Source organism: Halomonas sp. McD50-4 (assembly GCF_022348135.1).
In the GTDB taxonomy this organism is placed as follows: domain Bacteria; phylum Pseudomonadota; class Gammaproteobacteria; order Pseudomonadales; family Halomonadaceae; genus Vreelandella; species Vreelandella piezotolerans.
On the sequence record NZ_JAKRFG010000002.1, the window covers coordinates 107,598 to 129,277 of the forward strand.

The 21,680-nt window shown below is 58.2% G+C and carries 18 protein-coding genes; 12 read left to right on the forward strand and 6 right to left on the reverse strand.

The window, feature by feature from the left end:
* Window positions 1-27 precede the first annotated feature (27 nt).
* Window positions 28-582, forward strand: coding sequence for a spermidine N1-acetyltransferase (speG, locus tag MHM85_RS03100; RefSeq protein WP_139525219.1), 555 nt, complete (start codon window positions 28-30; stop codon window positions 580-582).
* Window positions 583-636: 54 nt separating this feature from the next.
* Here speG and MHM85_RS18350 read toward each other — a convergent pair whose 3' ends face one another.
* Window positions 637-759 carry a hypothetical protein gene (locus MHM85_RS18350; RefSeq protein WP_255303821.1) on the reverse strand — a complete coding sequence of 41 codons (123 nt, stop codon included), beginning with the start codon at window positions 757-759 and terminating at the stop codon, window positions 637-639.
* Window positions 760-1,333: 574 nt separating this feature from the next.
* On the opposite strand from MHM85_RS18350, the gene MHM85_RS03105 reads away from it, so the two are divergent.
* The 4 genes from MHM85_RS03105 to MHM85_RS03120 all read left to right on the forward strand — a co-directional run bounded on the left by MHM85_RS03105 (window position 1,334) and on the right by MHM85_RS03120 (window position 6,311).
* A complete protein-coding gene (locus MHM85_RS03105; protein WP_139525220.1) occupies window positions 1,334-3,046 on the forward strand; it encodes a thiamine pyrophosphate-dependent enzyme in 1,713 nt (570 codons plus the stop codon).
* A gap of 63 nt (window positions 3,047-3,109) precedes the next feature.
* Window positions 3,110-3,913 (forward strand): alpha/beta hydrolase, encoded by an 804-nt coding sequence (locus MHM85_RS03110; protein WP_139525221.1) that lies wholly within the window; start codon window positions 3,110-3,112, stop codon window positions 3,911-3,913.
* Between the two features lie 43 nt (window positions 3,914-3,956).
* Window positions 3,957-4,724, forward strand: coding sequence for a metallophosphoesterase (locus tag MHM85_RS03115; protein ID WP_054641358.1), 768 nt, complete (start codon window positions 3,957-3,959; stop codon window positions 4,722-4,724).
* Window positions 4,725-4,814: 90 nt separating this feature from the next.
* Window positions 4,815-6,311: an alanine/glycine:cation symporter family protein gene (locus MHM85_RS03120; RefSeq protein ID WP_139525222.1), complete on the forward strand. Its 1,497-nt coding sequence runs from the start codon at window positions 4,815-4,817 to the stop codon at window positions 6,309-6,311.
* 42 nt (window positions 6,312-6,353) lie between these two features.
* On the opposite strand, the gene MHM85_RS03125 is transcribed toward MHM85_RS03120, so the two are convergent.
* Window positions 6,354-7,292 (reverse strand): cation diffusion facilitator family transporter, encoded by a 939-nt coding sequence (locus MHM85_RS03125; protein WP_139525223.1) that lies wholly within the window; start codon window positions 7,290-7,292, stop codon window positions 6,354-6,356.
* A gap of 129 nt (window positions 7,293-7,421) precedes the next feature.
* On the opposite strand from MHM85_RS03125, the gene MHM85_RS03130 reads away from it, so the two are divergent.
* Together MHM85_RS03130 and MHM85_RS03135 are read left to right on the forward strand one after the other, a co-directional pair.
* Window positions 7,422-7,976: a GNAT family N-acetyltransferase gene (locus MHM85_RS03130; protein ID WP_153842202.1), complete on the forward strand. Its 555-nt coding sequence runs from the start codon at window positions 7,422-7,424 to the stop codon at window positions 7,974-7,976.
* Window positions 7,977-8,022: 46 nt separating this feature from the next.
* On the forward strand, window positions 8,023-8,859 hold the full coding sequence (locus tag MHM85_RS03135) for an alpha/beta hydrolase (protein WP_139525224.1): 837 nt from the start codon (window positions 8,023-8,025) through the stop codon (window positions 8,857-8,859).
* Window positions 8,860-8,947: 88 nt separating this feature from the next.
* On the opposite strand, the gene nirD is transcribed toward MHM85_RS03135, so the two are convergent.
* The 3 genes from nirD to MHM85_RS03150 are packed head-to-tail and all read right to left on the reverse strand — an operon-like array spanning window position 8,948 to window position 13,201.
* A complete protein-coding gene (gene nirD / locus MHM85_RS03140; protein WP_139525225.1) occupies window positions 8,948-9,322 on the reverse strand; it encodes a nitrite reductase small subunit NirD in 375 nt (124 codons plus the stop codon).
* 28 nt (window positions 9,323-9,350) lie between these two features.
* On the reverse strand, window positions 9,351-11,876 hold the full coding sequence (gene nirB / locus MHM85_RS03145; protein WP_239284621.1) for a nitrite reductase large subunit NirB: 2,526 nt from the start codon (window positions 11,874-11,876) through the stop codon (window positions 9,351-9,353).
* A gap of 17 nt (window positions 11,877-11,893) precedes the next feature.
* On the reverse strand, window positions 11,894-13,201 hold the full coding sequence (locus MHM85_RS03150) for an FAD-dependent oxidoreductase (protein WP_139525227.1): 1,308 nt from the start codon (window positions 13,199-13,201) through the stop codon (window positions 11,894-11,896).
* 634 nt (window positions 13,202-13,835) lie between these two features.
* Here MHM85_RS03150 and MHM85_RS03155 point away from each other — a divergent pair.
* The 3 genes from MHM85_RS03155 to arfA all read left to right on the forward strand — a co-directional run bounded on the left by MHM85_RS03155 (window position 13,836) and on the right by arfA (window position 17,860).
* Window positions 13,836-16,559: a nitrate reductase gene (locus tag MHM85_RS03155; RefSeq protein ID WP_139525228.1), complete on the forward strand. Its 2,724-nt coding sequence runs from the start codon at window positions 13,836-13,838 to the stop codon at window positions 16,557-16,559.
* Window positions 16,519-17,403 (forward strand): uroporphyrinogen-III C-methyltransferase, encoded by an 885-nt coding sequence (cobA, locus tag MHM85_RS03160; protein WP_139525229.1) that lies wholly within the window; start codon window positions 16,519-16,521, stop codon window positions 17,401-17,403. Before MHM85_RS03155 ends, cobA begins: the two co-directional genes overlap by 41 nt.
* A gap of 127 nt (window positions 17,404-17,530) precedes the next feature.
* Window positions 17,531-17,860 (forward strand): alternative ribosome rescue factor ArfA, encoded by a 330-nt coding sequence (gene arfA / locus MHM85_RS18485; RefSeq protein WP_239284624.1) that lies wholly within the window; start codon window positions 17,531-17,533, stop codon window positions 17,858-17,860.
* A 99-nt stretch (window positions 17,861-17,959) separates the two neighbouring features.
* Here the strand turns inward: arfA and MHM85_RS03170 are convergent, their stop codons facing one another.
* On the reverse strand, window positions 17,960-18,676 hold the full coding sequence (locus MHM85_RS03170; protein WP_139525230.1) for a response regulator transcription factor: 717 nt from the start codon (window positions 18,674-18,676) through the stop codon (window positions 17,960-17,962).
* Window positions 18,677-18,831: 155 nt separating this feature from the next.
* Between MHM85_RS03170 and MHM85_RS03175 the strand changes: the two genes are divergently transcribed.
* Together MHM85_RS03175 and MHM85_RS03180 are read left to right on the forward strand one after the other, a co-directional pair.
* On the forward strand, window positions 18,832-19,338 hold the full coding sequence (locus MHM85_RS03175) for a molybdopterin-dependent oxidoreductase (RefSeq protein WP_139525231.1): 507 nt from the start codon (window positions 18,832-18,834) through the stop codon (window positions 19,336-19,338).
* Window positions 19,339-19,363: 25 nt separating this feature from the next.
* Window positions 19,364-21,619: an ATP-binding protein gene (locus tag MHM85_RS03180; protein WP_139525232.1), complete on the forward strand. Its 2,256-nt coding sequence runs from the start codon at window positions 19,364-19,366 to the stop codon at window positions 21,617-21,619.
* Window positions 21,620-21,680: the final 61 nt, after the last annotated feature.

A 21,680-nucleotide genomic window follows, 5' to 3' on the forward strand; every position in this document is an offset into this window, starting at 1 on the left:
GTTTGATGAATTAAGAGAGTGTCGACCATGAGTCCCGCTTTGTTCCTTCGTGCCCTGGAGCGCAATGATTTGCGCTTCGTCCATGAACTCAATAACAACCAGAGCATCATGTCGTACTGGTTCGAGGAGCCTTACGAATCTTTCGATGAACTCGAAGAGCTGTACAACAAGCACATACACGACAACGCCGAACGGCGTTTCGTAGCCGAAGACAGCGCCGGTAACGCGATTGGTTTGGTGGAACTGATCGAAATCGACTACATCCACCGCAGCGCCGAGTTTCAGATCATCATTACCCCAGAGCACCAGGGCAAAGGGTTCGCACGCTCACTGATTCGCCAAGCGCTGCACTACTCCTTCACGATTTTGAATCTGCACAAGGTCTACTTGATCGTAGCGGTACAGAACGTCAAAGCGATCCATCTCTACGAGGAGAGCGGGTTCATCGAAGAGGGCCACTTGGTACAGGAATTCTTCATCAACGGCCAATACCGTGACGTCAAACGTATGTATATCTTGCAGGAGACGTATCTGGCGCAGTTGGATCAGCAGCCCATTGACGAGGGCGGTTGGGAGTCATGACACCCCACGTCTTGGTCGTTTGCCAAAGGCGCTGACCAAGACGTAGTCAGTGCCTTACTGCTGGCGCATATAGGCAGCGAGGGCGTCGAACGCGGCGCGTTGCTGCTGCGCGCGTTTTGCCCAGACTTCCATGACGTCGACTTCCATGGCCGCATTATGAGTAATGGCATCCTTCATGGCGAACACTCCTGGTGCAGAGGTAGAGGAATCGTTTTTGTTATACGCAGCTTGCTTTGTGCAGTGCAGTAAGATAGCTGTGATATGAATATTAGGCGCTTTTGCAGAGCGTTTCTAGTCCAAAAGATGTAAGTGATTTGCCATGTCGCGTAAGAAATAGCTTACAAAAAGGGGCGTCAATACGAAGATGCTTGTTAGATCATTGAATGGAAAAGGTTTTCATAATATAAAAAAGCCGACACGCTGTGTCGGCTTTGCAGGTTATCTTTTCGTCTAAGTAGGCAAATACAGGCGCATAAGCGCTGGCTATCCGTAAAAATCGGCGATGGCATCGTTGGCGGCGCGCAGCCAATACGCCTGACATTGCCAAAACGCTAGCACCTCATCGCTCACGGGTGTGATGACGCTCGAGTTGGTCATCGCAGGGTCCTCCTATAGGGCACCCTTTTCAGTGTAGACCCATTTATGCTGCGACGCAGCATGGTGCGCTACTCTCTGACCGCCCGGCAAAACTCATCGTCTCGGTCTAGGCTTGGTGGTGGACGTGCCATTTCCCCCGCGAAAGGAGTCGCACATGAGCGCAAACGTTGCTGAGATCATCGTCGAAACCCTGCAAAGCGCCGGCGCCAAGCGCTGCTATGGTGTGGTGGGCGATACGTTGAACCACTTTACGGACGCCCTACGGCAAAGTGATATCCAGTGGGTGGGCGTTCGCCACGAGGAAGTCGGTGGTTTTGCCGCCGGTGGCGAAGCCTATATGACACAGGAGCTAGCGCTCTGCGCAGGCTCCTGTGGCCCTGGTAGCCTGCACTTCGTGAACGGCTTGTTCGATGCGCATCGCAATGGTTCACCTGTCGTGCTTATCGCCTCGCAAATCGCGCTAGGCGAAACGGGCAGTCAGTTCCCGCAGGAAGTCGATCAAAGCGCTATTTTCAAGCAGTACAGCGTGTTTTGCGAAACCGTCGTCTCCGCCGAGCAGGCGCGGCGCATGGCCGCTTTAGCCGCCCAAGCGGCGCTTGCCAGAGGTGGCGTTGCGGTCCTTATCGTGCCGGGTGATGTGATGACACAAACCCCGGAGAATCAGCTGGGCTATCGCACGCACCGGTTTAGCTACTCGATACGCCCGACGGCAGAGTCGCTAGTGCCCGCCGTCGAGCAGCTCAATAAAGGCGGCAACATCACTATTTTTGCAGGCGCTGGCTGCGACGATGCGCGGGAGCAGGTGATCGCACTTGCCGAAAAGCTGCAAGCACCGATTGCCTGGACATCCCGGGCAAAAGATTTCATGGAGCACGACAATCCCTATCACGTGGGAATGACGGGCGTTTATGGACTTGAAGGCGGCTACCATGCAGTGGCCGAGTGCGACACGCTGCTGCTACTCGGCTGTAATTTTGCGTTCACTCAGTTCTATCCGGAGCGCGCTACGATCATTCAGGTAGATCGAGATCCCGCACAAATTGGCAAGCGCTATCCGGTGGACGTGGGCATCGTCGGCAGTACGCGGGATACTTGCGAGGCGCTCGTTCAAGTCGTCAAGGAAAATACGCGCAGTCACTGGCTAGAGAAGTGCCGCAAGCGCTACGCCAAGTCGTTGGAAAAGTCTGCCCATGGAAGTCATGATAGCCAAGTGATCCACCCACAAGAGCTGACATTGGCGATTGACCGTCACGCGGCAGAGAACGCACTGTTTACGGCAGACACTGGCAGTGTCAACGTATGGATGCTGCGCCATATTCACGCCTCCCAGCAGCGCCGCACCCTCGCGAGCTTGCAGCATGGCACCATGGCCAATGCGTATCCTCAGGCATTGGGTATTCAGCTCGCGCATCCCCACCGCCAAGTCATTGCCATGTGCGGGGATGGCGGGTTAACCATGCTGATGGGGGATTTATTGACCCTGGTACAGCAGCAAATTCCGCTAAAAATCGTGGTGTATAACAACAGTTCCTTGAGCTTTGTGGAGTTAGAACAAAAAGTAGAGGGAATGCTCGATGCCTACACCGAGCTCGAAAACCCCAACTTTGGCGAGGTTGCCGCTGCCATGGGATTATGGGGCCGCCGAGTCGAGCAAGAAGACGAGCTGGACGTCGCGATTAGCCAGTGGCTCGCCCAGCCGGGGCCTGCCTTGTTGGATGTGGTGGTGAATCCCATGGAGCTGGTGATGCCCCCCAAGGTCGAGGCCGGGCAGGTCGCCTCGACCGCCCTCTACTCCGCTAAAGCCGTGTTGAGCGGGCGCATGGATGAGGTCGTTCACTTAGTCAAAAGCAACTTCTTGAAACGCTAGTGGGTTATCGCATGCTATGTTGGCAGTGGCGCATGACACACTGACAATATCAAGAGCAATGCTATGACGCTAACGCCAGCTATTCATCACTATGACCGTTGGGTGAGTACCCCCAACGGTCGTTTATTTACGCGCACTTGGGAACCAGATCGCATACGGTCAGAGGTTCCTATCCTACTGTTTCACGACTCTCTCGGATGCGTGGATTTGTGGCGCAACTTCCCCGAAGCATTATGCGCAGCAACGCGGCAACGGGTCATTGCCTATGACCGGCTCGGCTTTGGCCGCTCCGATGCATCTTCAACACCATTGCCGCTCAGTTTTATCGACGATGAAGCGAGGGGCAACTTTGCGGCCATCTGTCATGCGCTACAGGTGACTCGCTTTATTGCGTTAGGCCATAGCGTGGGTGGCTGTATGGCCGTGCACTGCGCCGGATATTATTTTTCGCAGTGCCAGGGGCTCGTCACCATCGCCGCCCAAGCGTTCAATGAAAATCGCACGCGACAAGGGATCGAAGAGGCAAAAGCGACGTTTCAGACGCCGGAACAGTTCGCAAAGCTGGTCAAGTACCACGGCAACAAAGCCCGTTGGGTGTTCGATGCCTGGACGGATACTTGGCTAAGCCCCGAATTTGCGGCGTGGTCCCTCACTCCTGCGCTTGAACGTGTGCGGTGCCCTACGCTCGTGCTGCATGGCGAGAAGGATGAATACGGCTCTCACCGTCAGCCTGAACGCATTGCCCGCTACACCCAAGGCCCCGCCCACTGCGAAATGTTGCCCGGCATCGGTCATGTGCCACACCGGGAGGCCGAAGCCGTCGTGGTGGAGTTCATCCGTCAGTTTATTTTTCGCCTTGACGATTGACGACCCGATACCAAGCCCATGTAGGCACCACGTGAGACGTTCTATGCGTTTAAGAGTCTTATCCGATCTTCATTTAGAGCATTTTGATGGTCACCGCGAGCTGCCCCCTGCCGACGCGGATGTGGTGGTGCTGGCAGGGGATATTCATCGAAGAGCAGAAGGGCTGGCGTGGGCACGCCAGCAGTTTCCCGACCTGCCGATTCTCTACGTGCCCGGCAACCATGAGTTCTATGGCACCTGCATGCCGCTGCTGCGCCAAGAGTTAGCGCTGGAAGCCGCTCGGTATGATATCGAACTGCTGGATAATCGCTGCGTGACCCTAAGAGGCGTGCGCTTTTATGGCACCACGCTATGGACGGATTTCGCGCTTTATGCCGATGACCCCACACGCAACCCTGCCGATACCGAGTCTAAAGCGCTGCGTTACATGCCTGATTTTCGCATCATTACCACGGCCCCCGGCCAAGTGTTCACGCCTCAAGCCAGCCAATACATGCACCGGGAAGCACTGACGTGGCTGCAAGATGAACTCCAACAAGCTTTTGATGGCCCCCGCGTGGTGATTACACACCATGCGCCCTTACATCGCTGTATTCCAGAGCAGTACTTAGGCGATTCGTTGTCCCCAGCCTTTGCCTCCCACTTGCCGCACTTAATGGGCAAGATGGATCTCTGGATCCATGGTCACGTTCACGAGCCGGTGGATACGTGGTGCGATGGCACCCGCGTTATCGCCAACCCGGGCGGTTATCCAGAGGAGTTTTCGCCGCCGCTGTTTCGGCCTGATTGGGTGGTCACGGTAGGTGAATAAGGGCTGAAATGACGCGCTGCTCTATAACCTAGCTACACTCCTACTTGTGACGATGACAGTTGCTCATATAACCACAGGGAGTGAAAGGCCATGGAATTATTAGAAACGGTGCTAGGGCCACTTCGCGACGGCCTTTATGCCGTCATGATGCCCATCAGCAACTTTATCTGGAGCTATATCCTGGTATACCTGCTACTGGGAGCAGGCCTGCTGTTCACGATCATGACGCGCGGGATGCAGTTTCGCATGTTTCGGCACATGGCCCACGTGACCTTTACCGCGCGCGGAGCGGGAGATGGCATCAGTGGTTTTCAGGCATTCGCGACCTCCATGGCGGCGCGGGTCGGAACCGGTAATTTGGCGGGTGTCGCTCTGGCACTATGGATTGGCGGGCCGGGAGCGATTTTTTGGATGTGGGTGACGGCTCTGGTGGGGTTTGCGACCTCGTTTATCGAGTCGACGTTGGCGCAGGTGTACAAGCACCGCAACGAAGATGGGGTCTTTCGCGGCGGCCCTGCGTTCTATATCGAGCGCTGTCTGGGTTGGCGCTGGCTGGGGTCGCTGTTTGCGGTGTTCTTGATCATTGCCTACGGACTGGCATTCAATGCGGCGCAATCCAACACCATTGCCCAGGGCATGAGCGGTGCCTTTGGCATTCCTAACTGGCTGACCGGCGTGGTTATTGCGGCACTGGCAGGTGTCGTGATCTATGGCGGGTTAAAGTCGGTGGCACGCACGGCTGAGAAAATCGTACCGGTCATGGCCATTGCCTACCTGCTGGTGGCGCTATGGATTCTGTTTGCCAACCTCTCCGCCGTGCCCGACATGCTGTCGTTGATCGTGATGAGTGCCTTTGGGTTAGGCCCGGCGGTCGGTGGCGCGGCGGGTTACGCCATCAAGGCTGCCATGGAAAACGGCATCAAGCGCGGCCTCTTTTCTAACGAGGCCGGTATGGGCTCGACCCCCAATGCGGCGGCCCAGGCCACTGTGAAGCATCCAGCAGCCCAGGGGTTAGTGCAATCCTTTGGGGTGTTTGTCGATACCATCGTGATTTGTAGCTGCACGGCGGTGGTGATTCTGCTTTCCGGTGTTTATGAACGGCTGCTATCCGAGTCGCCGGGGGAGAGCATCGAGGGCATCCAGCTCACCCAAGACGCCATGGTGGATCATCTAGGAGGCTTTGGTGAGATCTTTATTGCCATTGCCATACTGTTTTTTGCCTTTACCTCGATTTTGGCCAACTTCTCCTTCTCTTCGGTAAACATCGAATACCTGTTCCGCCGCCACGCCAAAAAAGCGGTGGGCGTATTCAAGATCGTTATCATCGCCATGGTGCTGCTGGGTTCTGTCGCTGAACTCAGCGTGGTCTGGGATTTTGCCGACCTCGCCATGGGCCTGATGGCCACGACCAACCTGTTTGCCATTCTACTGATGGCGCCGATTGCGGTCTCGGTGTTGAAGGATTATGAACGCCAGCGGCGACAGGGCATCGAGGAACCGCTGTTCGACCCCACCATACTCAAAAATCCAGAGCTGGTGGATGAGGATGTGTGGCCGGTAAAAGATGAAAAGCCGGTCGACCGGTAAGCGTCAAGAGCGGCCTTCGAGCCGCTCTTGACGTGTTAGGGGTTAGCTAGCAGGTTTCTCTACCAATAGCCCACAAGAGGGCGCCGCCCAGCGGTTGTCGGCAGTAAAGACCACGTCGCACACCACGGGCGAATAGTCGCGGCGCACTTCTTCGTCGATGCGCTGACGCAGCGCGTCCTGTTTCGCCAGTGTCGCTTCGGGGAGGTCCTTGGGCAGCACCACATGGACGATGACGTAGAGCAGGCGGCCGGGGCGCACCATACGCACGCGCACTTCCAGGGTGTCGATATCGGCAAGGCCACGGGCAACGGCTTGGCGCACCGGTTCGGCGACGGCTTCTTCTGGAGTTTTGTTGAGCAGCTCTCTTAGCGCTTGCGATGCCATGCGCACGGGGACCCCCAGGCAGAGGACGACGACCGCAATGACCAAGACCGAATCGATGTAGGGAAGAACAGCCCGCCAGCCGAGGCGATCAAACAGCATCACTAGGCAAAAAGCCGCCAGTACGGCTCCTGAAATCACACTATTGACCAGCCAGTTTAGTTTGTCGGCGGCCACCAAGGGGCTACTCACATGGCGTTGACTACGCTGCATGACCCAGGCAGTGAGCGAGCAAGCGGCGGTCGCAAACAGCGCATACATTACCGCAAGCCCTGCAGAAATCTCCCGCCCACCCGTCAGCAAAGCGGCCACGGCATCTACCAGCGCGAAGATGGATACCCCCAAAATCAGCAAACCTTTGCATAAATTAACCAGCGACTCGAAGTAGCTGTAACCAAAGGGGTACGACTCGCTATCTGGGCGACTGGCCAGCTTGCTGACCTTGATGGTCACCAGCGCTACGCTAAAGTAGATAAGATTGAACAAGCCGTCCAATAGGATGGCTTGGGAGTTCGAGGCCAAGGTGGCCACAATACCGGCACAGCCAATCAGCAGTGCCATGAAGGCGGAAAAGGCCAAGGTACTGGATTCTGTCTTCACGAACGTATGGCTCCCATGCCTACCGAATCAAGAGGCTGGCAAGCATAGCAATATCACGCTAGGGAATGTCAGTGATTTATGCCCCGCCATGAGCTTACCCCTGCACTGCACCCAAGGAGGGATGTGGAGATGCGCCATGTCAAAGACGTAACCTTCCATTTGCTAACGCACGAAGATGCGGTTGAGCTGCTGCAGTTCGAGCGCGCAGAGCGTGCGTGGTTCGAGCAGCATATCGAGGCCAGGCCCGAGTGCTTTTACACCTTACAAGGGGTGGCTAAACACATCATCGATTGTTTAGCACTCAATGCGCAGCGCAAGATGCATCCGCTCATCATTCGCCAGCGAGGTGTCATCGTGGGACGCGCTAACCTACGTAACATTGCCGATGATCATGCCTGGGTGGGATATCGGATTGCGCAGGGTGCCGGTGGTCGGGGGGTGGCGCAGAGCGCACTTAAACACCTGCTGACGGAGGCGCGTTGCGTGTACGGTGTTACGCAGTTGGAAGCCGTCGTGGCGGTGGACAACGCAGCTTCCCAACGTGTCCTGGCAAAAGGTGGATTTACCGCCCAGAAGCGATTGCCTGGCTACTCCAGGGTAAGTGGAGCGCCTAGAGATTGCTGGATATTCGAGTACTCACCTGCCTTGTCCCATGGTTTGGCAGCTAATAACACGTTGTACTAGCCTTGAATGACGTTTTCCGTAAACGCCAAACCAGGAGGTTGATGCGATGCCATTTCTGAATGCAGGGACCGAGCAGGGCACACCGGTCGAGATTTATTACGAGGTTCACGGGGCAGGTAAACCGGTCGTACTGATCCACGGTTGGCCATTGAGTGGGCGCTCCTGGGAGAAGCAGGTACCCGCGTTGGTGGAAGCAGGCTATAAAGTGGTGACCTATGACCGCCGTGGCTTTGGCCGCTCGACGCAAGCGGACGGTGGCTACGATTACGATACACTCGCCTCGGATCTCAAAAAGCTGCTGGACGCGCTGGATCTCAACGATGCGACCCTGGTGGGCTTTTCCATGGGGGGCGGCGAAGTCGCGCGCTATTTGTCGAGCTACGGCACCGAGCGTGTCAGTAAAGCGGTGCTGGCTGCGGCGGTGCCGCCTTATCTGTATAAAACCGACGATAACCCGGAAGGCGGACTGGACGATGCCACCATCGACCAGTTCCTGCAGGGGGTGCAAGGCGACCGTATCGCGTTCTTGGACGATTTCACCAAGAATTTCTTTACCGCCAACGACAACAGCGACCTGATCAGCGAGCCGAACCGGCTTTACCACCGCGATATCGCGGCGTTCGCCTCGCCCAAAGCGACCTACGACTGCATCAAGGCGTTTAGCTACACCGATTTTCGCCAGGATTTACCCAAGATCGACATTCCGACGCTGGTCTTACACGGGGATGCTGACGGCATCGTTCCATTTGAAGTGAGCGGCAAACGCGCCGCTGAGCTGCTACCCAACGCGTCGCTAGAGGTGATCGAGGGCGGCCCACACGGGCTGAACGCTACCCATCCCGAGGCATTCAACCAGGCGCTGATCCGGTTTTTGGATCAATAAAGAGCGTCCCTCTCAAACAGCCGCGCCGCCTGGAAAGGCGGCGCGGCTGTTTGCATGGCAGGGTGGCGCTGTAGAAGCATGCGTTTGGCTAGCCTTCCACCCACACCTCATCCCCCTTGAAAGCGACGCGCCAAGTGCGCAGCTTTACCTCATCTTCTTCCAGGCATTGGCCATCCTCTAGGCGGAAGTGCTGTTTGTAGAGTGGCGAGGCCACGACGGGACTGCCTTTGATATCGCCGACGATGCCACGGGCAATCACATGGGCCTTCGAGAAAGGGTCGAAGTGATCCAGGGCATAGAGCTCTTGGGCGTGGCCGGGCAGATAGAACAGCGCCACTTGGGCTGGGCCTGCCGATGTCGTCAGCCATGCGGCGACGCCGGAAAACGCCACGAGGTCTGCTTTGGTGCAGAGCGGTTGCCAAGTAGCGTTGCGGTTCGTTGTTTTGAGTGCGGTGGTGGTCATGGTCATCCTCGATTCGGTGGTCACTGGATTACGCAGGGCGGAGCTGGCCGCGCTCCGACGTCATGATGATGGAGGGATCGGGCCGCGTATCGTTGACGAAACTTCTAAAGCGCTTGAGCTTTTCAGGGTCGCTGATGGCGTTGGCCCACTCACACTGGTAGCTCTCCACCACGTGCTGCATTTGACGCTCCAGCTCGTCACCTAGGCCTAGGCTATCCTCCAGAATCACTTCTTTGAGGTAGTCGAGGCCACCTTCCAGGTTTTCCCGCCACACCGAGGTGCGCTGTAAGCGGTCGGCCGTACGCACGTAGAACATCAAAAAGCGGTCGATGGTGCGGTAGAGCTGCTCGTCATCCAAATCGGTGGCGAAGAGTTCCGCATGGCGCGGGCGCATGCCGCCGTTGCCGCACACGTAGAGGTTCCAGCCGTTTTCGGTGGCGATGATGCCGATGTCTTTGCTCTGCGCTTCGGCGCACTCCCGGGTACAGCCGGAAACGCCAAACTTGATCTTGTGCGGGGCACGCAGGCCCTTGTAGCGGTTCTCCAATTGAATCGCCATGCCCACGCTGTCCTGCACGCCGTAGCGACACCAGGTACTGCCGACGCAAGATTTCACGGTGCGCAGCGATTTGCCGTAAGCGTGGCCCGTCTCGAAGCCCGCCTCGATCAGTTCGCCCCAAATGGCCGGCAGGTCTTCCAGCCGCGCGCCGAACAGGTCGATGCGCTGCCCGCCGGTAATCTTGGTGTAGAGCTGATATTTCTGGGCCACCTGCCCGAGCACGACCAGTTTATCCGGGGTGATTTCACCGCCGGCAATGCGCGGCACCACCGAATAGGTGCCGTTTTTCTGCATATTGGCCATGAAGGTGTCGTTGGTATCCTGCAGCGGCACGTGGGCGGCATCGGTGATCGGCTCGTTGAAGCAGGAGGCGAGAATCGAGGCCACCGCCGGTTTGCAGATATCGCAGCCTAGTTGGTGCGTCTCGGCGTTGCCGTGCTTCTCCATCAGCTCGCTGAACGTCTTGATGCCTTCGACACGCACGATGTCGTAAAGCCCTTGGCGGGTATGGGCGAAGTGCTCGCAGATCGATGTATCCACCTCGACGCCGCGGGCCTCCAGTTCGTGGTCCACCACGCTTTTGAGCAGCGCCGCGCAGCCGCCGCAGCCGGTGCTGGCTTTGGTCGCGCCTTTGACGCTGCCAAGATCCGCCGCGCCCGCGTCGATGGCGCTGCAGATGCTGCCTTTGGTCACGTTGTGGCAAGAGCAAATCATCGCCGTGTCCGGCAGGGCATCCGGCCCCAGGGCTGGGGCGGCACCGCTTTGTTGCGGCAAAATGAGCGATGCGGGTTCCTTAGGCAGCTCGATACCGTTGGCGTAGTACTGCAGCAGCGTGTCATACACACTGTTATCGCCTACCAGCATGGCGCCCAGCAGCTTCTTACCGTCGCCCGTGACGACCAGTTTGCGGTAGACCTGGGTGAGCGGGTCGAGGTAGCGGAACATGCGGGCACCAGGGTGTTGGTTGCCATGGGCATCGCCAATGGAGCCGACATCCACACCCAACAGCTTGAGTTTGGTGCTCATGTCGGCACCGCTAAAACGGTCATCGCCCCCCGTTAGCGTGGCGACGGCCGTTTTGGCCATTTGGTAACCAGGGGCGACGAGGCCGAAGATACTCTGATTCCATAGCGCTACCTCGCCAATGGCGAAGATGTTCGGGTCGCTGGTGCGGCACTGGTCGTTGATCACCACGCCGCCGCGTTCGCCGATGCTCAAACCGCACTCTCGGGCGAGGCTGTCTTGCGGGCGAATACCGGCGGAGAAGACGATCAGGTCGGTTTCCAGCACCTTGTCGTCTTGGAAAACCATGCGTAGGCGGCTGGTGTCGCCGGGTTCGATACGTTGAGTCGCACGCTCGGTGAGGACCTGAACGCCCAGGGCTTCGATTTTCTCTCTGAGCAGCTCGCCGCCTTCGCTATCCACCTGCATGGGCATCAAACGCGGGGCGAATTCCACCACGGCGGTGTCCAGGTTCAGTCCGCGCAGCGCGTTGGCGGCTTCCAGGCCGAGCAAGCCGCCACCGACCACCACGCCGTTGGTGGCGTTTTTGGCCGCTGCCTGAATGGCATCCAGATCATCCAGGGTGCGGTAGACCAAACAGCCGTCGCTGTCGTTGCCGGGAATGGGGGGCACAAAGGGGAAAGAGCCGGTGGCCAGCACGAGCTGGTCATAGGCGTAGTGGCCTTGTTCGGTCACCACCCGCTGCTGTTCGCGATCGATCGAGGTGACCGCTTCGCCGCTGCGTAGTCGAATGCCGTGGCTGCGGTAGTAATCGGCATCACACAGGGCCAGCGACTGTGCGTCGCGCCCGCTAAAGTACTCGGATAGATGCACCCGGTCGTAAGCGCGATGGCGCTCTTCGCCAAAGATAGTGACGTCAAACCCGGCCAGCGCGCCGCTTTCCACCAGCTGTTCGGCAAAATGGTGGCCGACCATGCCGTTACCTACAATGATCAGCGTTTGTTTGTTGGAAGACGTAGTGGGAGTAGACATTGTGTGATTCACCATAGCTAAGCCGCCTCACGGGGGAGAGATAAAGAGGGTGACGAGGTGTCGAGATGCGCATCGAGCGCCGTTTGGGCATCGGTGGCGCCAAACAGAAGCAGGTGGCGGCACGCGGTTAAATCGGTCGCGGCCAGCGCCTGCTCGAAGTACCAGGGGCCGTGGCGGGTATCGCCATACAGCACCGCGCCGACGAGGCGGCCTTGCTGGAGCAGTAAGCGGCAGTAGTCGCCGGTTTCTGGGTCTTGGTAGCGAAGTTCTTCGTGCTTGGCGGCGGCCTCGGTGGGGCCAAAGGCAAACAGGCTGACACCGCTGACCTTGAGTTTGGTGGCCGTGGGGGCTTCTTGATACGCCGCGGGCGTTTCACCACACAGCACGGCGGCCAGCACGTCCACCTGCCGCCAAATCGGTTCCACCAGCCCGTAAGTGTGCTGCTCGAACTGGCAGCATTCGCCTAGCGCATGGATGTGGGCGTCGGAAGTGGTCAGGTGGCCGTCCACGACGATGGCGCGATCGCAGACGAGTCCACTCTGCTGTCCTAGCTCCGCATTCGGGGTAATGCCCGCCGCCACGATGATGCTATCGGCAGGAAGCTTTCGGCCATCGCTCAGGGTGACCGACTGCACCTGTCCTCGACCGTTATCTTCCAAGGCGGCGAGCGATGCGCCGGTTTCAATGAGGATGCCGCGTTCGCGCAGCGTGGCTTCCAGCAACTGAGCGGCGGTGGTGTCTAGCTGACGGTTCATCAACCGATGACTGCGCTGCAAAACGCTGACGGTGAGCGCGCGTCCGCCCCGTTTGCGCAGCCCTTCGGCGGCTTCCAGCCCAAGCAAGCCGCCGCCAATCACCACGGCGTTGCCGCCTTGCCGAGCAATGGCTTCCAAGGCGCTGACGTCGCGCAGGTCGCGAAACGTGTGAACACCGTCGAGCGTGATGCCGGGCACCGCTGGCAGCGCGGGGCGCGAGCCAGTGGCCAAGACCAAGCGGTCATAGCGTAACGTGTTGCCGCGATGTGTGATGAGCAGGCGGCGTTCGCGGTCGATGGCGGTCACGCGGTCGCCAAGTATCAGCGTGACGTCGTTATCGGCGTACCAGGAGGCGTCTTGCAGAGTGAGCGCCTCGGGCGCCAGTTCGCCTGCCAATAAAGGGGAGAGCAAAATACGGTTATAGGCAGGCACCGGCTCCTCACCCACCACCGTAATGCGGTGGGGGCGCTGGGGATGTCGAACCAGCGCGTCGAGCAGTCGCTGGCTCGCCATGCCGTTACCGATGATGACGAGGTGGTCTGTCTGTGAGCACCGGGAAGCGATTTCCATGGGTAGCTCCTTTGGTTGAAGCATCATGTTCAGCAAATAAAAACGCCCCTGGCACAGCCCTCTCAAGAAGGGAGTGTCAGGGGCGTCGTTGCCCGTTGGCGTCGTCGATAACGCGCAGCAACCGCCGTTGGTTGCCGAACTGTCTTATCCTAGTGGTCAGCAAAAAGCCCGCCAGCTCTTGCCGCAGGTGGATTTAATTCAGCTTAATCAGCGTATTAAGCGTTTTTGAGGATTCGGTGGGCCGCGCATAGTTGAGTTGGCGTGCCCTACTTTGGTGCTTGAGCGACGATTCATGCACCCCCTTTAGCCGCTTATTCGACAAAGAGCATTCCTTTAGCGAGTAATGAAAATACAAGCATGTTTATAAGTTATTGTTTTTATAATATTTAATGGTTTTAAGGCCGAGTGGGCGCAGGGTTTGCATTTGTTCAAGTAACAAGGAACAACGGCTCAGTGCAGGGTCTTTGCTCATAACGATCACAACCATAAATTGCGTCGAACAATACCAACGGCAGCAAATCACTGATGAGTACGGCACCGGGTAAATGGTGCCCCTGAGACAACGGCGTCCAGGCAGGCTTCTTTTGAAGCTGGCTTGGGCGCTTTTTGCTTTTTAACGCGGGAGGAAACTGCCATGCCACAGGTCAATCGGCTCGCCCGAACCACCTGCCCCTACTGCGGCGTCGGCTGCGGCGTGACTGCAACGCTTGAAAGCGGCCAGCTCATTGCCGTCGAGGGGGACCGCGAGCACCCAGCCAACTACGGCCGCCTATGTGTGAAAGGCACCGCGCTGCACGAAACGCTCGGCGCACAGGGGCGCTTGCTGATGCCCCGCGTGGATGGACAGGAGGTCTCCTGGGAGCAAGCACTCACCGTCACCGCCGAACGCTTGCAGGCCCAGCGCACTGCCCATGGCCCGCAGACGGTGGCGGCGTACTTATCCGGCCAGCTGCTGACCGAAGATTATTACGTCGCCAACAAGCTGTTCAAAGGTTTCTTGGGCACCCCGCATTTGGATACCAACTCGCGGCTCTGCATGGCGTCCGCCGTGGCGGGCTATAAACGCGCCTTTGGGGCCGATGCGGTACCCTGCAGCTATGAAGACCTCGAAGAAGCGGAACTGGTGGTGCTGGTGGGGTCCAACCTTGCCTGGAATCATCCGGTGCTCTATCAGCGTTTGAAGATAGCCAAAGAGCGCAACCCGTTGATGCGGGTCGTGGTGATCGACCCCCGCGTGACCGACACTTGTGAAATGGCCGATCTTTACCTGGGTATTCGTCCGGGTAGCGATGCGTACCTGTTCAACGGGCTGCTGGCGTGGATGGACGACCATAACCGATTGGATGCCGTGTACTTAGAACGCCACACCGAGGGGTTAGACGACGCGCTGGGCGCTGCCAAGCAGAGTGCAGGCAGCGTGGAAGCCGTTGCTCGCGAATGTGATGTGGATCCTGAACGCCTGGAAACCTTCTATTACTGGTTTGCCAGCCAGCTTCACGTGGTCACGCTCTACTCTCAGGGGGTGAATCAATCCTCCAGCGGTACCGACAAGTGCAACGCGATCATCAACTGCCATCTAGCGGGCGGAAAAATCGGCCTGCCGGGGGCGGGGCCGTTTTCGATCACCGGCCAGCCCAACGCCATGGGCGGGCGGGAAGTAGGCGGGTTGGCCAATCAGCTGGCGGCGCATATGGATTACCACACCCCGGGCGCGCGTGAGTTGGTTAGCCGCTTCTGGACTACCCAGCACTTAACGCCCGTACTACCGGACGCCCCGGGTTACAAGGCGGTGGAGCTCTTTGATGCCATCGAGCGCGGCGAGATTACCGCCCTGTGGGTGATGGCCACCAATCCAGCAGTGAGTATGCCGGATGGGGAGAAAGTGCGCCGCGCGCTGGCAAAATGCCCGCTGGTGATCGTCTCGGAGTGCGTCGCCAATACCGACCTGCTGCCCTTTGCGGATATCGTGCTGCCCGCGTCGGGCTGGTCGGAGAAGGATGGCACGGTGACCAACTCGGAGCGGCGCATTTCCCGCCAGCGGGGGTTGCTGCCGGCCCCTGGCGAGGCCAAGCACGACTGGTGGATACTCTGCGAAGTAGCAAAACGCTTAGGGTGGGGCGAAGCCTTCGATTACACCCAGCCATGGGAGATTTTCGATGAGCACGCGCGCCTTTCAGGCTATGAAAATAGCGGCGATACCCAGCGGCTATTCGACATCTCAGGGCTGGCAGGCCTGGGCCAATCGGCTTATGATGCGCTCGCTCCGATCCAGTGGCCCGTGACTCAGCAGGCCCCCCGTGGAACGGCAAGGCTGTTCGAAGATGGCCGGTTTGCGACGCCGAACGGTCGCGCGAAACTGCTGCCGATTACGCCGCGCCCGCCCGCGCAGGCGCTGAGCGACGACTACCCGCTGCGTTTGAATACCGGGCGTATACGGGATCAGTGGCATACTATGACGCGTACCGCCCGTGCGCCGCGCTTGATGAACCACCGCGCCGAACCCTTCATCGAGCTGCACCCGGAGGATGCCGCCCAGGCTGGCTTGACGGATCAAGGCTTGGCGAGGTTGACCGCTGCCGCCGGGGAGTACCGTGGGCGGGTTCGAGTCTCCAGCGCCCAACGCCGAGGCGAGGTGTTCGTGCCGATGCACTGGACCGACTGCTTTACCAAGCAGGGGCGCAGCGGCGCATTGATTCAGGGGTATACGGATCCGCTCTCCGGACAGCCGGAAGCCAAACAGGGGGCGGTGGCGGTGAGCACACTTCCCGCTGCGTGGCAGGCGACGCTGCTGCTCGCCAACGGGTTGGATGCGCCATCGTCGCCGTGGTGTCGCAGCGATTACTGGGCGCGGATCCCGATGGCCAGCTGCACGCGGTGGCAGCTGGCGGATAGTCAGCCGGTCGCGGATTGGCTGGCGCAGGTGGCGGCGTGGTGCGGCGTGCCCGCTTCGCTGTGGTGTGACGACCCGGCAACCGGCAGGCTGCGGGCAGCGGGCGTGGTGAACGGTCGGCTTTGCTGGTGGCTGATGGTGGGACCCCCCGACGAGCTGCCCGGGCTAGCCTGGCTTGAAGCGCGCTTCAATGACGCTACCCTGGAGACACGGCACCGTAGACGCCTGCTGGCCGGATGCGACGATGGCGCTGTCGATACGGGGCCGGTGGTGTGTAGCTGCCACCAGGTCGGCCAAGCCTCTATCGTCAAGGCGATTCATGCAGGCGATACCAGCGTCGAAGCGTTAGGCGCACGATTGGCCTGCGGCACCCAGTGCGGCAGCTGCCTACCCGAACTAAAAGCGATACTCGAAGAGGAGCGGCCTCATGCGCGCGCTAAGCAAACAGCTAACACAGAAGTGGCCTGATGCGCTGTGGCGCCTGGCCCAGCGGGCGTGGGCGCCGTTGAGCCGCGATAACGCCCCACGCTTGCGCTTGCCGCTCAGCGGTGCCTGCCAGCCAGGCACCGTCTATTTGGTCGGCGCGGGTAGCGGCGATGTCGAATTGCTGACGCTCAAAGCCGCGCGACTGCTGATGCAGGCAGACGCGGTCGTGTATGACCGCCTGGTTGGGGACGACGTGTTGGGGCTCGTTCCGCCGGGCACCGAGCGCTACTACGTCGGCAAAGCCAGCGGGCATCACAGCATGCCCCAAGCGGAGATCGGTGCGCTGATCGTCTCCCTGGCCCAGGCAGGCAAGTCGGTGGTGCGGTTGAAGGGCGGCGATCCCGGCGTCTTCGGGCGTATGGGCGAAGAGCTTGCAGCCCTGGCAGAGGCGGGGCTGCCCGCCGAGATCGTGCCGGGCATTACCGCCGCCTCCGCCGCAGCGGCGGGGATGGGGATTCCGCTCACCGATCGCGGCCACGCCCAGCAGGTGCGTTTCATTACGGCGCAGCTATGCCGGGAAGGCGGGATGCCGGACTGGGCGTCGCTGGCGCGTCAGGACGAGACCCTGGTGTTCTACATGGGGCTTTCCAAAGTGGCGGCCATTTGCCATGGCTTGCGCCAAGCGGGGCTGCCCGATACGTGGCCCGTCATGCTGGTAGCCAACGCCAGCCAGCCCGAGCAGCAGTCACTGGTGGGCACGCTTTCCGACATACCCGAACGCCTCGCTGCTCGGCCGCTGCCATCGCCTTGCCTAATCATGGTGGGCAGCGTGGTGAGCATGGTGGCCCACAGCCCCGCCGCTCGACTCTCTCAAACGCAGTGCTGAAAGCAGCGTTGATAGCCGAGTCGTGTTCTTTTGCGAAGCGTTTAAAACGCTGGGGTTGAAGTCTTCAAAGGCTCTCCCCATATTCGTTAACATGCTATCAACCAGGCCGTGGAGAGGAGAGTCAGGAGTGCACGACGATGTCTCTAGGCGCGATGTTGGCCAGCAGCAGTACGGTCGGCCATTCGGCATCTCATGGGGCTTGTTGAAAACTACCGTGCTGGCAGGAACCGATGGCGATGCGAATGTTCATAGGAGCGAAGGCTTCCACTGCCCGGTTAAGCATCTCTTAATAAACCAGGAGTATTCTATGAAAAAACACAAGGTTGGCGAAAACGCGCTCAAAGCGCAGTTACGTACCCCTATGTTCAAAATGCAGCAGCAAACGCCGAAGAAAGGGAAGGGCAGCTACTCTCGTAAAGGGCGTCATGCTCAAAGAGGGCATCGCCAAGCCGCTTGAACCAGCGTTTTGGCGATGCCTTCCCCAGGCATCGCTGCAGGCAATTTGCCAGTCTGCAGACTCTCATCAGCTTTTGGCCGACCGCTAGGTCGGCTTTTTTTAATTGGCGACCCGCTGTTCGACGGCAGAGGTGCTGCACACCTCCATACGGTAACCCGACTGATACACGCTGCGCAGGCGCAGCCCATGGCGACCATCTAGCTCCAATTTCCGGCGAAGACGGCTGACATGGGTATCTACCGTTCGTGTCGATACGTCACCTTTAATGCCCCAAACCAGCTCCAGCAAATGTGCACGGCTCAACAGCTCACCCACTTTGGAAAAAAACAGCGTGGCTAGGCGATATTCCCGCTCGGTTAGCTCCACGGCGTGACCGTCGACTTTGATCGTGTGCTCGTCGGTGTTGATCGCAAAAGCGCGCGGGCAGGAAACGGAGGGGCGGGGCGTATCGTAGCCGGCTCGACGGCCCAGTGCGCTAATGCGGGCTAAAAACTCTTTGGGGCGCAGCGGCTTCGCCAGAAAATCATCGGCGCCTTGTTCCAGTGCTTTAACGACGTCGTCTTCACCTTGGCTGGCGGTAATAAATAGAATGGGGCCACGCCAGCCGTCGTTTTGACGAAGGTGGCTTACCACGTCCATGCCGCACCCATCGGGCAGTCGCCAGTCGATAATCAGAAAGTCGAAGCGCTGCTCTTGCGTGGCGCGCCTGAGCTCACTTGCCCTAGCAAAAAGAGAGACCTGATGCCCTGCTGATAGCAAACACTGCTCAATAAATGCCTGTTGGTCGAGATCATCTTCCAGCACACCGATATGCATAGTGAGTTACCTATTTTTATCGTGTGATCAACCTCACACCATGGATGGAAAACTCATGCGTTAATTCTAGTTTAGGTAGGGGGAACGACACAAAGGTTTACAGTTAACGCTTAAGTCGTAGCGCTATACTTCGTTCATTATTTAGGAGGTGTAAAATGGCTAAGCGTCTGATTAATAAAACTCTTCTCGTTTTAGTGGGGACATGTGTCTTCAACGCTGCGCAAGCCCTCGATGCGCCTACTGGCACGGTGATTTTAGAAGTGGCGGGCAACATTTCCCAAACTAACGTCGGTGACGAAGCACATTTCGATAAAGCTATGCTGGAAGCATTGACGCAGCGTACCACGAACACTAGCACGCCTTGGCACGATGGGGTGGTGAGCTTTGAAGGGCCGTTGGGAAGGGCGTTATTGGAAGCTGTGGGGGCCGATGGCGAGCAGCTCAACGTCGTGGCGCTCAACGACTACTCCTCCAAGGTGCCGGTTAGCGATTTTTATGATCACGAAGTCATTTTAGCGATGCGCGCCGATGGGCAGCCGCTGAGAGTGCGCGATCATGGGCCGCTGTTCATCATTTATCCCTTCGATGAAACTCCTGCGCTGTTGAACGAAGAAGTCCTTACACGCTCGGTTTGGCAAATCAAGCGGATCGAGGTCGAGTAGTCGTCGCGATGTCTAGGTAAAGACCATGTTGCCTGTCTTGAAACACTACTTTTCGCGTCGTGTGAGGGTCGCGACGTTTTCAGCGATCCTCTTTTTTCTGTCGGCCATCATCACAGGCGGCGTGATTTTCCAGCGGCAACACGCCATCGAAAATCGGTTACTGGAAAACCTCGTATGGACGGGGTATCAGTTCGATAGGGAAGTGCGCGAGTTTCATTTGTTGCTGGTGGATAACCAAGTAGGCAGTGCGACGGCAGAAGACCTATTGCTACGCTTTGAAATACTGTTTAGTCGGAAAACGCTCTTCCAGCAGGGAGAGATAAATTTGGCGGTGTCTAAAATCGAGGGCGTCAATGCACTGGTCGAAAAAGCCGCCGCCGTGATTGATGACATCGACCGATTGATCGAGCCCCTTTGGGAGGATTCAAGCCGTTTAAATGACGAGATGATCCGTCGGGCAATCGACCATACGGCCCGTCTGCAACAAATGACAGGCTCTATCTTAATCGATACCAATGCGAGCGTTGCGCGACTGCGCACGTTAGAGCGGGAAAAGATGACCCAGCTTTATGGGTTAGCTTTGATCCTTCTGCTCTCGCTCATGTTATCGGGCGGTCTGCTAGTTCGCGCCCTGCTCATCGAAGGCAAAATCAGTATTCGCAAGGCCCAAGCGCTAGAGGTGAAGAGCCGAGAGCTAAAAGAGACGGCCAAGCGCGCTGAAATCGCCAGCCAAGCCAAATCCCAGTTCATGGCGGTAATGAGCCATGAGATTCGTACACCCCTCAACGGCGTGGTCGGCATGGCCGATCTGCTGAGTGAAGAAGTGCATTCACCCCGAGGTTACGCGTATTTGTCGGCACTCAAACGCAGTGCCGAGAGTTTGCGCGCCGTGATCAACGATATTCTGGATTACACCAAAATCGAGAGCGGTCGGCTCGATTTGGACGCTCGCCCCTTCGATCTCCATGAGTGTATCGAAGCGCTCTGTACGGGGTATGTGCTGCAAGAGAAGAGTAAGCCGGTCGTGTTCAATTACTCCATCGACCCCTCGCTGCCACGCTTCGTAATGGGCGACATTGCTCGCCTTCGCCAAGTCATCATGAACCTGATCAACAATGCGCTGAAATTTACCGAGGAGGGCTCCGTGACGTTTCATGCGGCACCGGGGGAGGGGCATGACGTACTGTTCGAGGTCCAAGACACGGGATGCGGTATCGATGCAGAAGATCAAGCAAGACTGTTCTGCGCTTTTTCACAAGTAGATACGTCGATCGCGCGCCGTCACGAAGGCACGGGGCTTGGATTAGCTATCTGCAAACGGCTCGTTCATGCCATGGAGGGCGAGATCGGTGTCGCCAGCCAAGTAGGTTTGGGCAGCCGCTTCTGGTTTTCGGTCGCGCTACCGGCAACAGAGGGTTTGGAGGTCTATCATCGCAGCGAACAGCAAGCCACGCTGGTGGACGATCATCATATCCTGGTCGTGGAAGATAACCCGATCAACCAGACAGTGGCGAAAGTCATGCTGGAACAGCTCGGGCAGCGTGTCACGATTGCCGAGAATGGCCAGTCAGCGTTGCAGCAACTTCAAGAGGAGTATGCACTCATCGATCTCGTGTTGATGGATATGCAGATGCCGGTGTTGGATGGCCCTGACACGACGCTGCGCTGGCGGGCCTTCGAAAAGGAGAATGCTCTGCCGAGGCTTCCCATCGTGGCCATGACGGCCAACGTCATGCCCGAGCACCGTGAGCGCTGCTTCGAAAGCGGCATGGATGACATGATCAACAAACCGTTCACGCGAGAAGAACTGTATCAGCTGATTAGCCGCTTTGTTCCCAGCGCTAACGTCAGCATTGGGCGTCTTGAACGACATGGCAGCGACGTCAGCGAGCAAAAGGGCGCAGCAGTTTCCTTTGTAAGTGAGCGTGGTGTGCTGGACCTGCTAGATCGCAAAATATGTGCTGAGCTGCAGGAAGCGTTTGACTCGGTATCACTCAACGCGCTGCTGAACGCCTTTCTAGCTCGCTTAGAGGAGCGTTTGATTCGGCTTCGCGCATGTTGGCTTGCAGGGGACCATGAGTCATTACGTAAAGAGGCACACTCCCTCAAAGGGGCCGCCGCCTCACTGGGCTGTGCTGCGATTGCTGAACAAGCCGCTCTTTTGGAAAAAGGCGCTCACCAGGAGAGTGATGCATCGATCGTGGGATTTTTAGATACGTTGGAAGCGCTGAAATTCACCACGCAGCAAGCCTTGTTGGATCATGGTTTGATAGCCATATAGGAACTGCCGCTTCCAGAGTTGATTCAACGTCGCTTTGAAAGCAGCCGCTACATATTCGGTG

Coding starts and splice junctions, on each gene's coding strand:
- speG (WP_139525219.1), top strand. CDS start 28: ATGAGTCCCGCTTTGTTCCTTCGTGCCCTGGAGCGCAATGATTTGCGC.
- MHM85_RS18350 (WP_255303821.1), bottom strand. CDS start 759: ATGAAGGATGCCATTACTCATAATGCGGCCATGGAAGTCGACGTCATG.
- MHM85_RS03105 (WP_139525220.1), top strand. CDS start 1,334: ATGAGCGCAAACGTTGCTGAGATCATCGTCGAAACCCTGCAAAGCGCC.
- MHM85_RS03110 (WP_139525221.1), top strand. CDS start 3,110: ATGACGCTAACGCCAGCTATTCATCACTATGACCGTTGGGTGAGTACC.
- MHM85_RS03115 (WP_054641358.1), top strand. CDS start 3,957: ATGCGTTTAAGAGTCTTATCCGATCTTCATTTAGAGCATTTTGATGGT.
- MHM85_RS03120 (WP_139525222.1), top strand. CDS start 4,815: ATGGAATTATTAGAAACGGTGCTAGGGCCACTTCGCGACGGCCTTTAT.
- MHM85_RS03130 (WP_153842202.1), top strand. CDS start 7,422: ATGCGCCATGTCAAAGACGTAACCTTCCATTTGCTAACGCACGAAGAT.
- MHM85_RS03135 (WP_139525224.1), top strand. CDS start 8,023: ATGCCATTTCTGAATGCAGGGACCGAGCAGGGCACACCGGTCGAGATT.
- nirD (WP_139525225.1), bottom strand. CDS start 9,322: ATGACCACCACCGCACTCAAAACAACGAACCGCAACGCTACTTGGCAA.
- nirB (WP_239284621.1), bottom strand. CDS start 11,876: ATGTCTACTCCCACTACGTCTTCCAACAAACAAACGCTGATCATTGTA.
- MHM85_RS03150 (WP_139525227.1), bottom strand. CDS start 13,201: ATGGAAATCGCTTCCCGGTGCTCACAGACAGACCACCTCGTCATCATC.
- MHM85_RS03155 (WP_139525228.1), top strand. CDS start 13,836: ATGCCACAGGTCAATCGGCTCGCCCGAACCACCTGCCCCTACTGCGGC.
- cobA (WP_139525229.1), top strand. CDS start 16,519: ATGCGCGCGCTAAGCAAACAGCTAACACAGAAGTGGCCTGATGCGCTG.
- MHM85_RS03170 (WP_139525230.1), bottom strand. CDS start 18,676: ATGCATATCGGTGTGCTGGAAGATGATCTCGACCAACAGGCATTTATT.
- MHM85_RS03175 (WP_139525231.1), top strand. CDS start 18,832: ATGGCTAAGCGTCTGATTAATAAAACTCTTCTCGTTTTAGTGGGGACA.
- MHM85_RS03180 (WP_139525232.1), top strand. CDS start 19,364: ATGTTGCCTGTCTTGAAACACTACTTTTCGCGTCGTGTGAGGGTCGCG.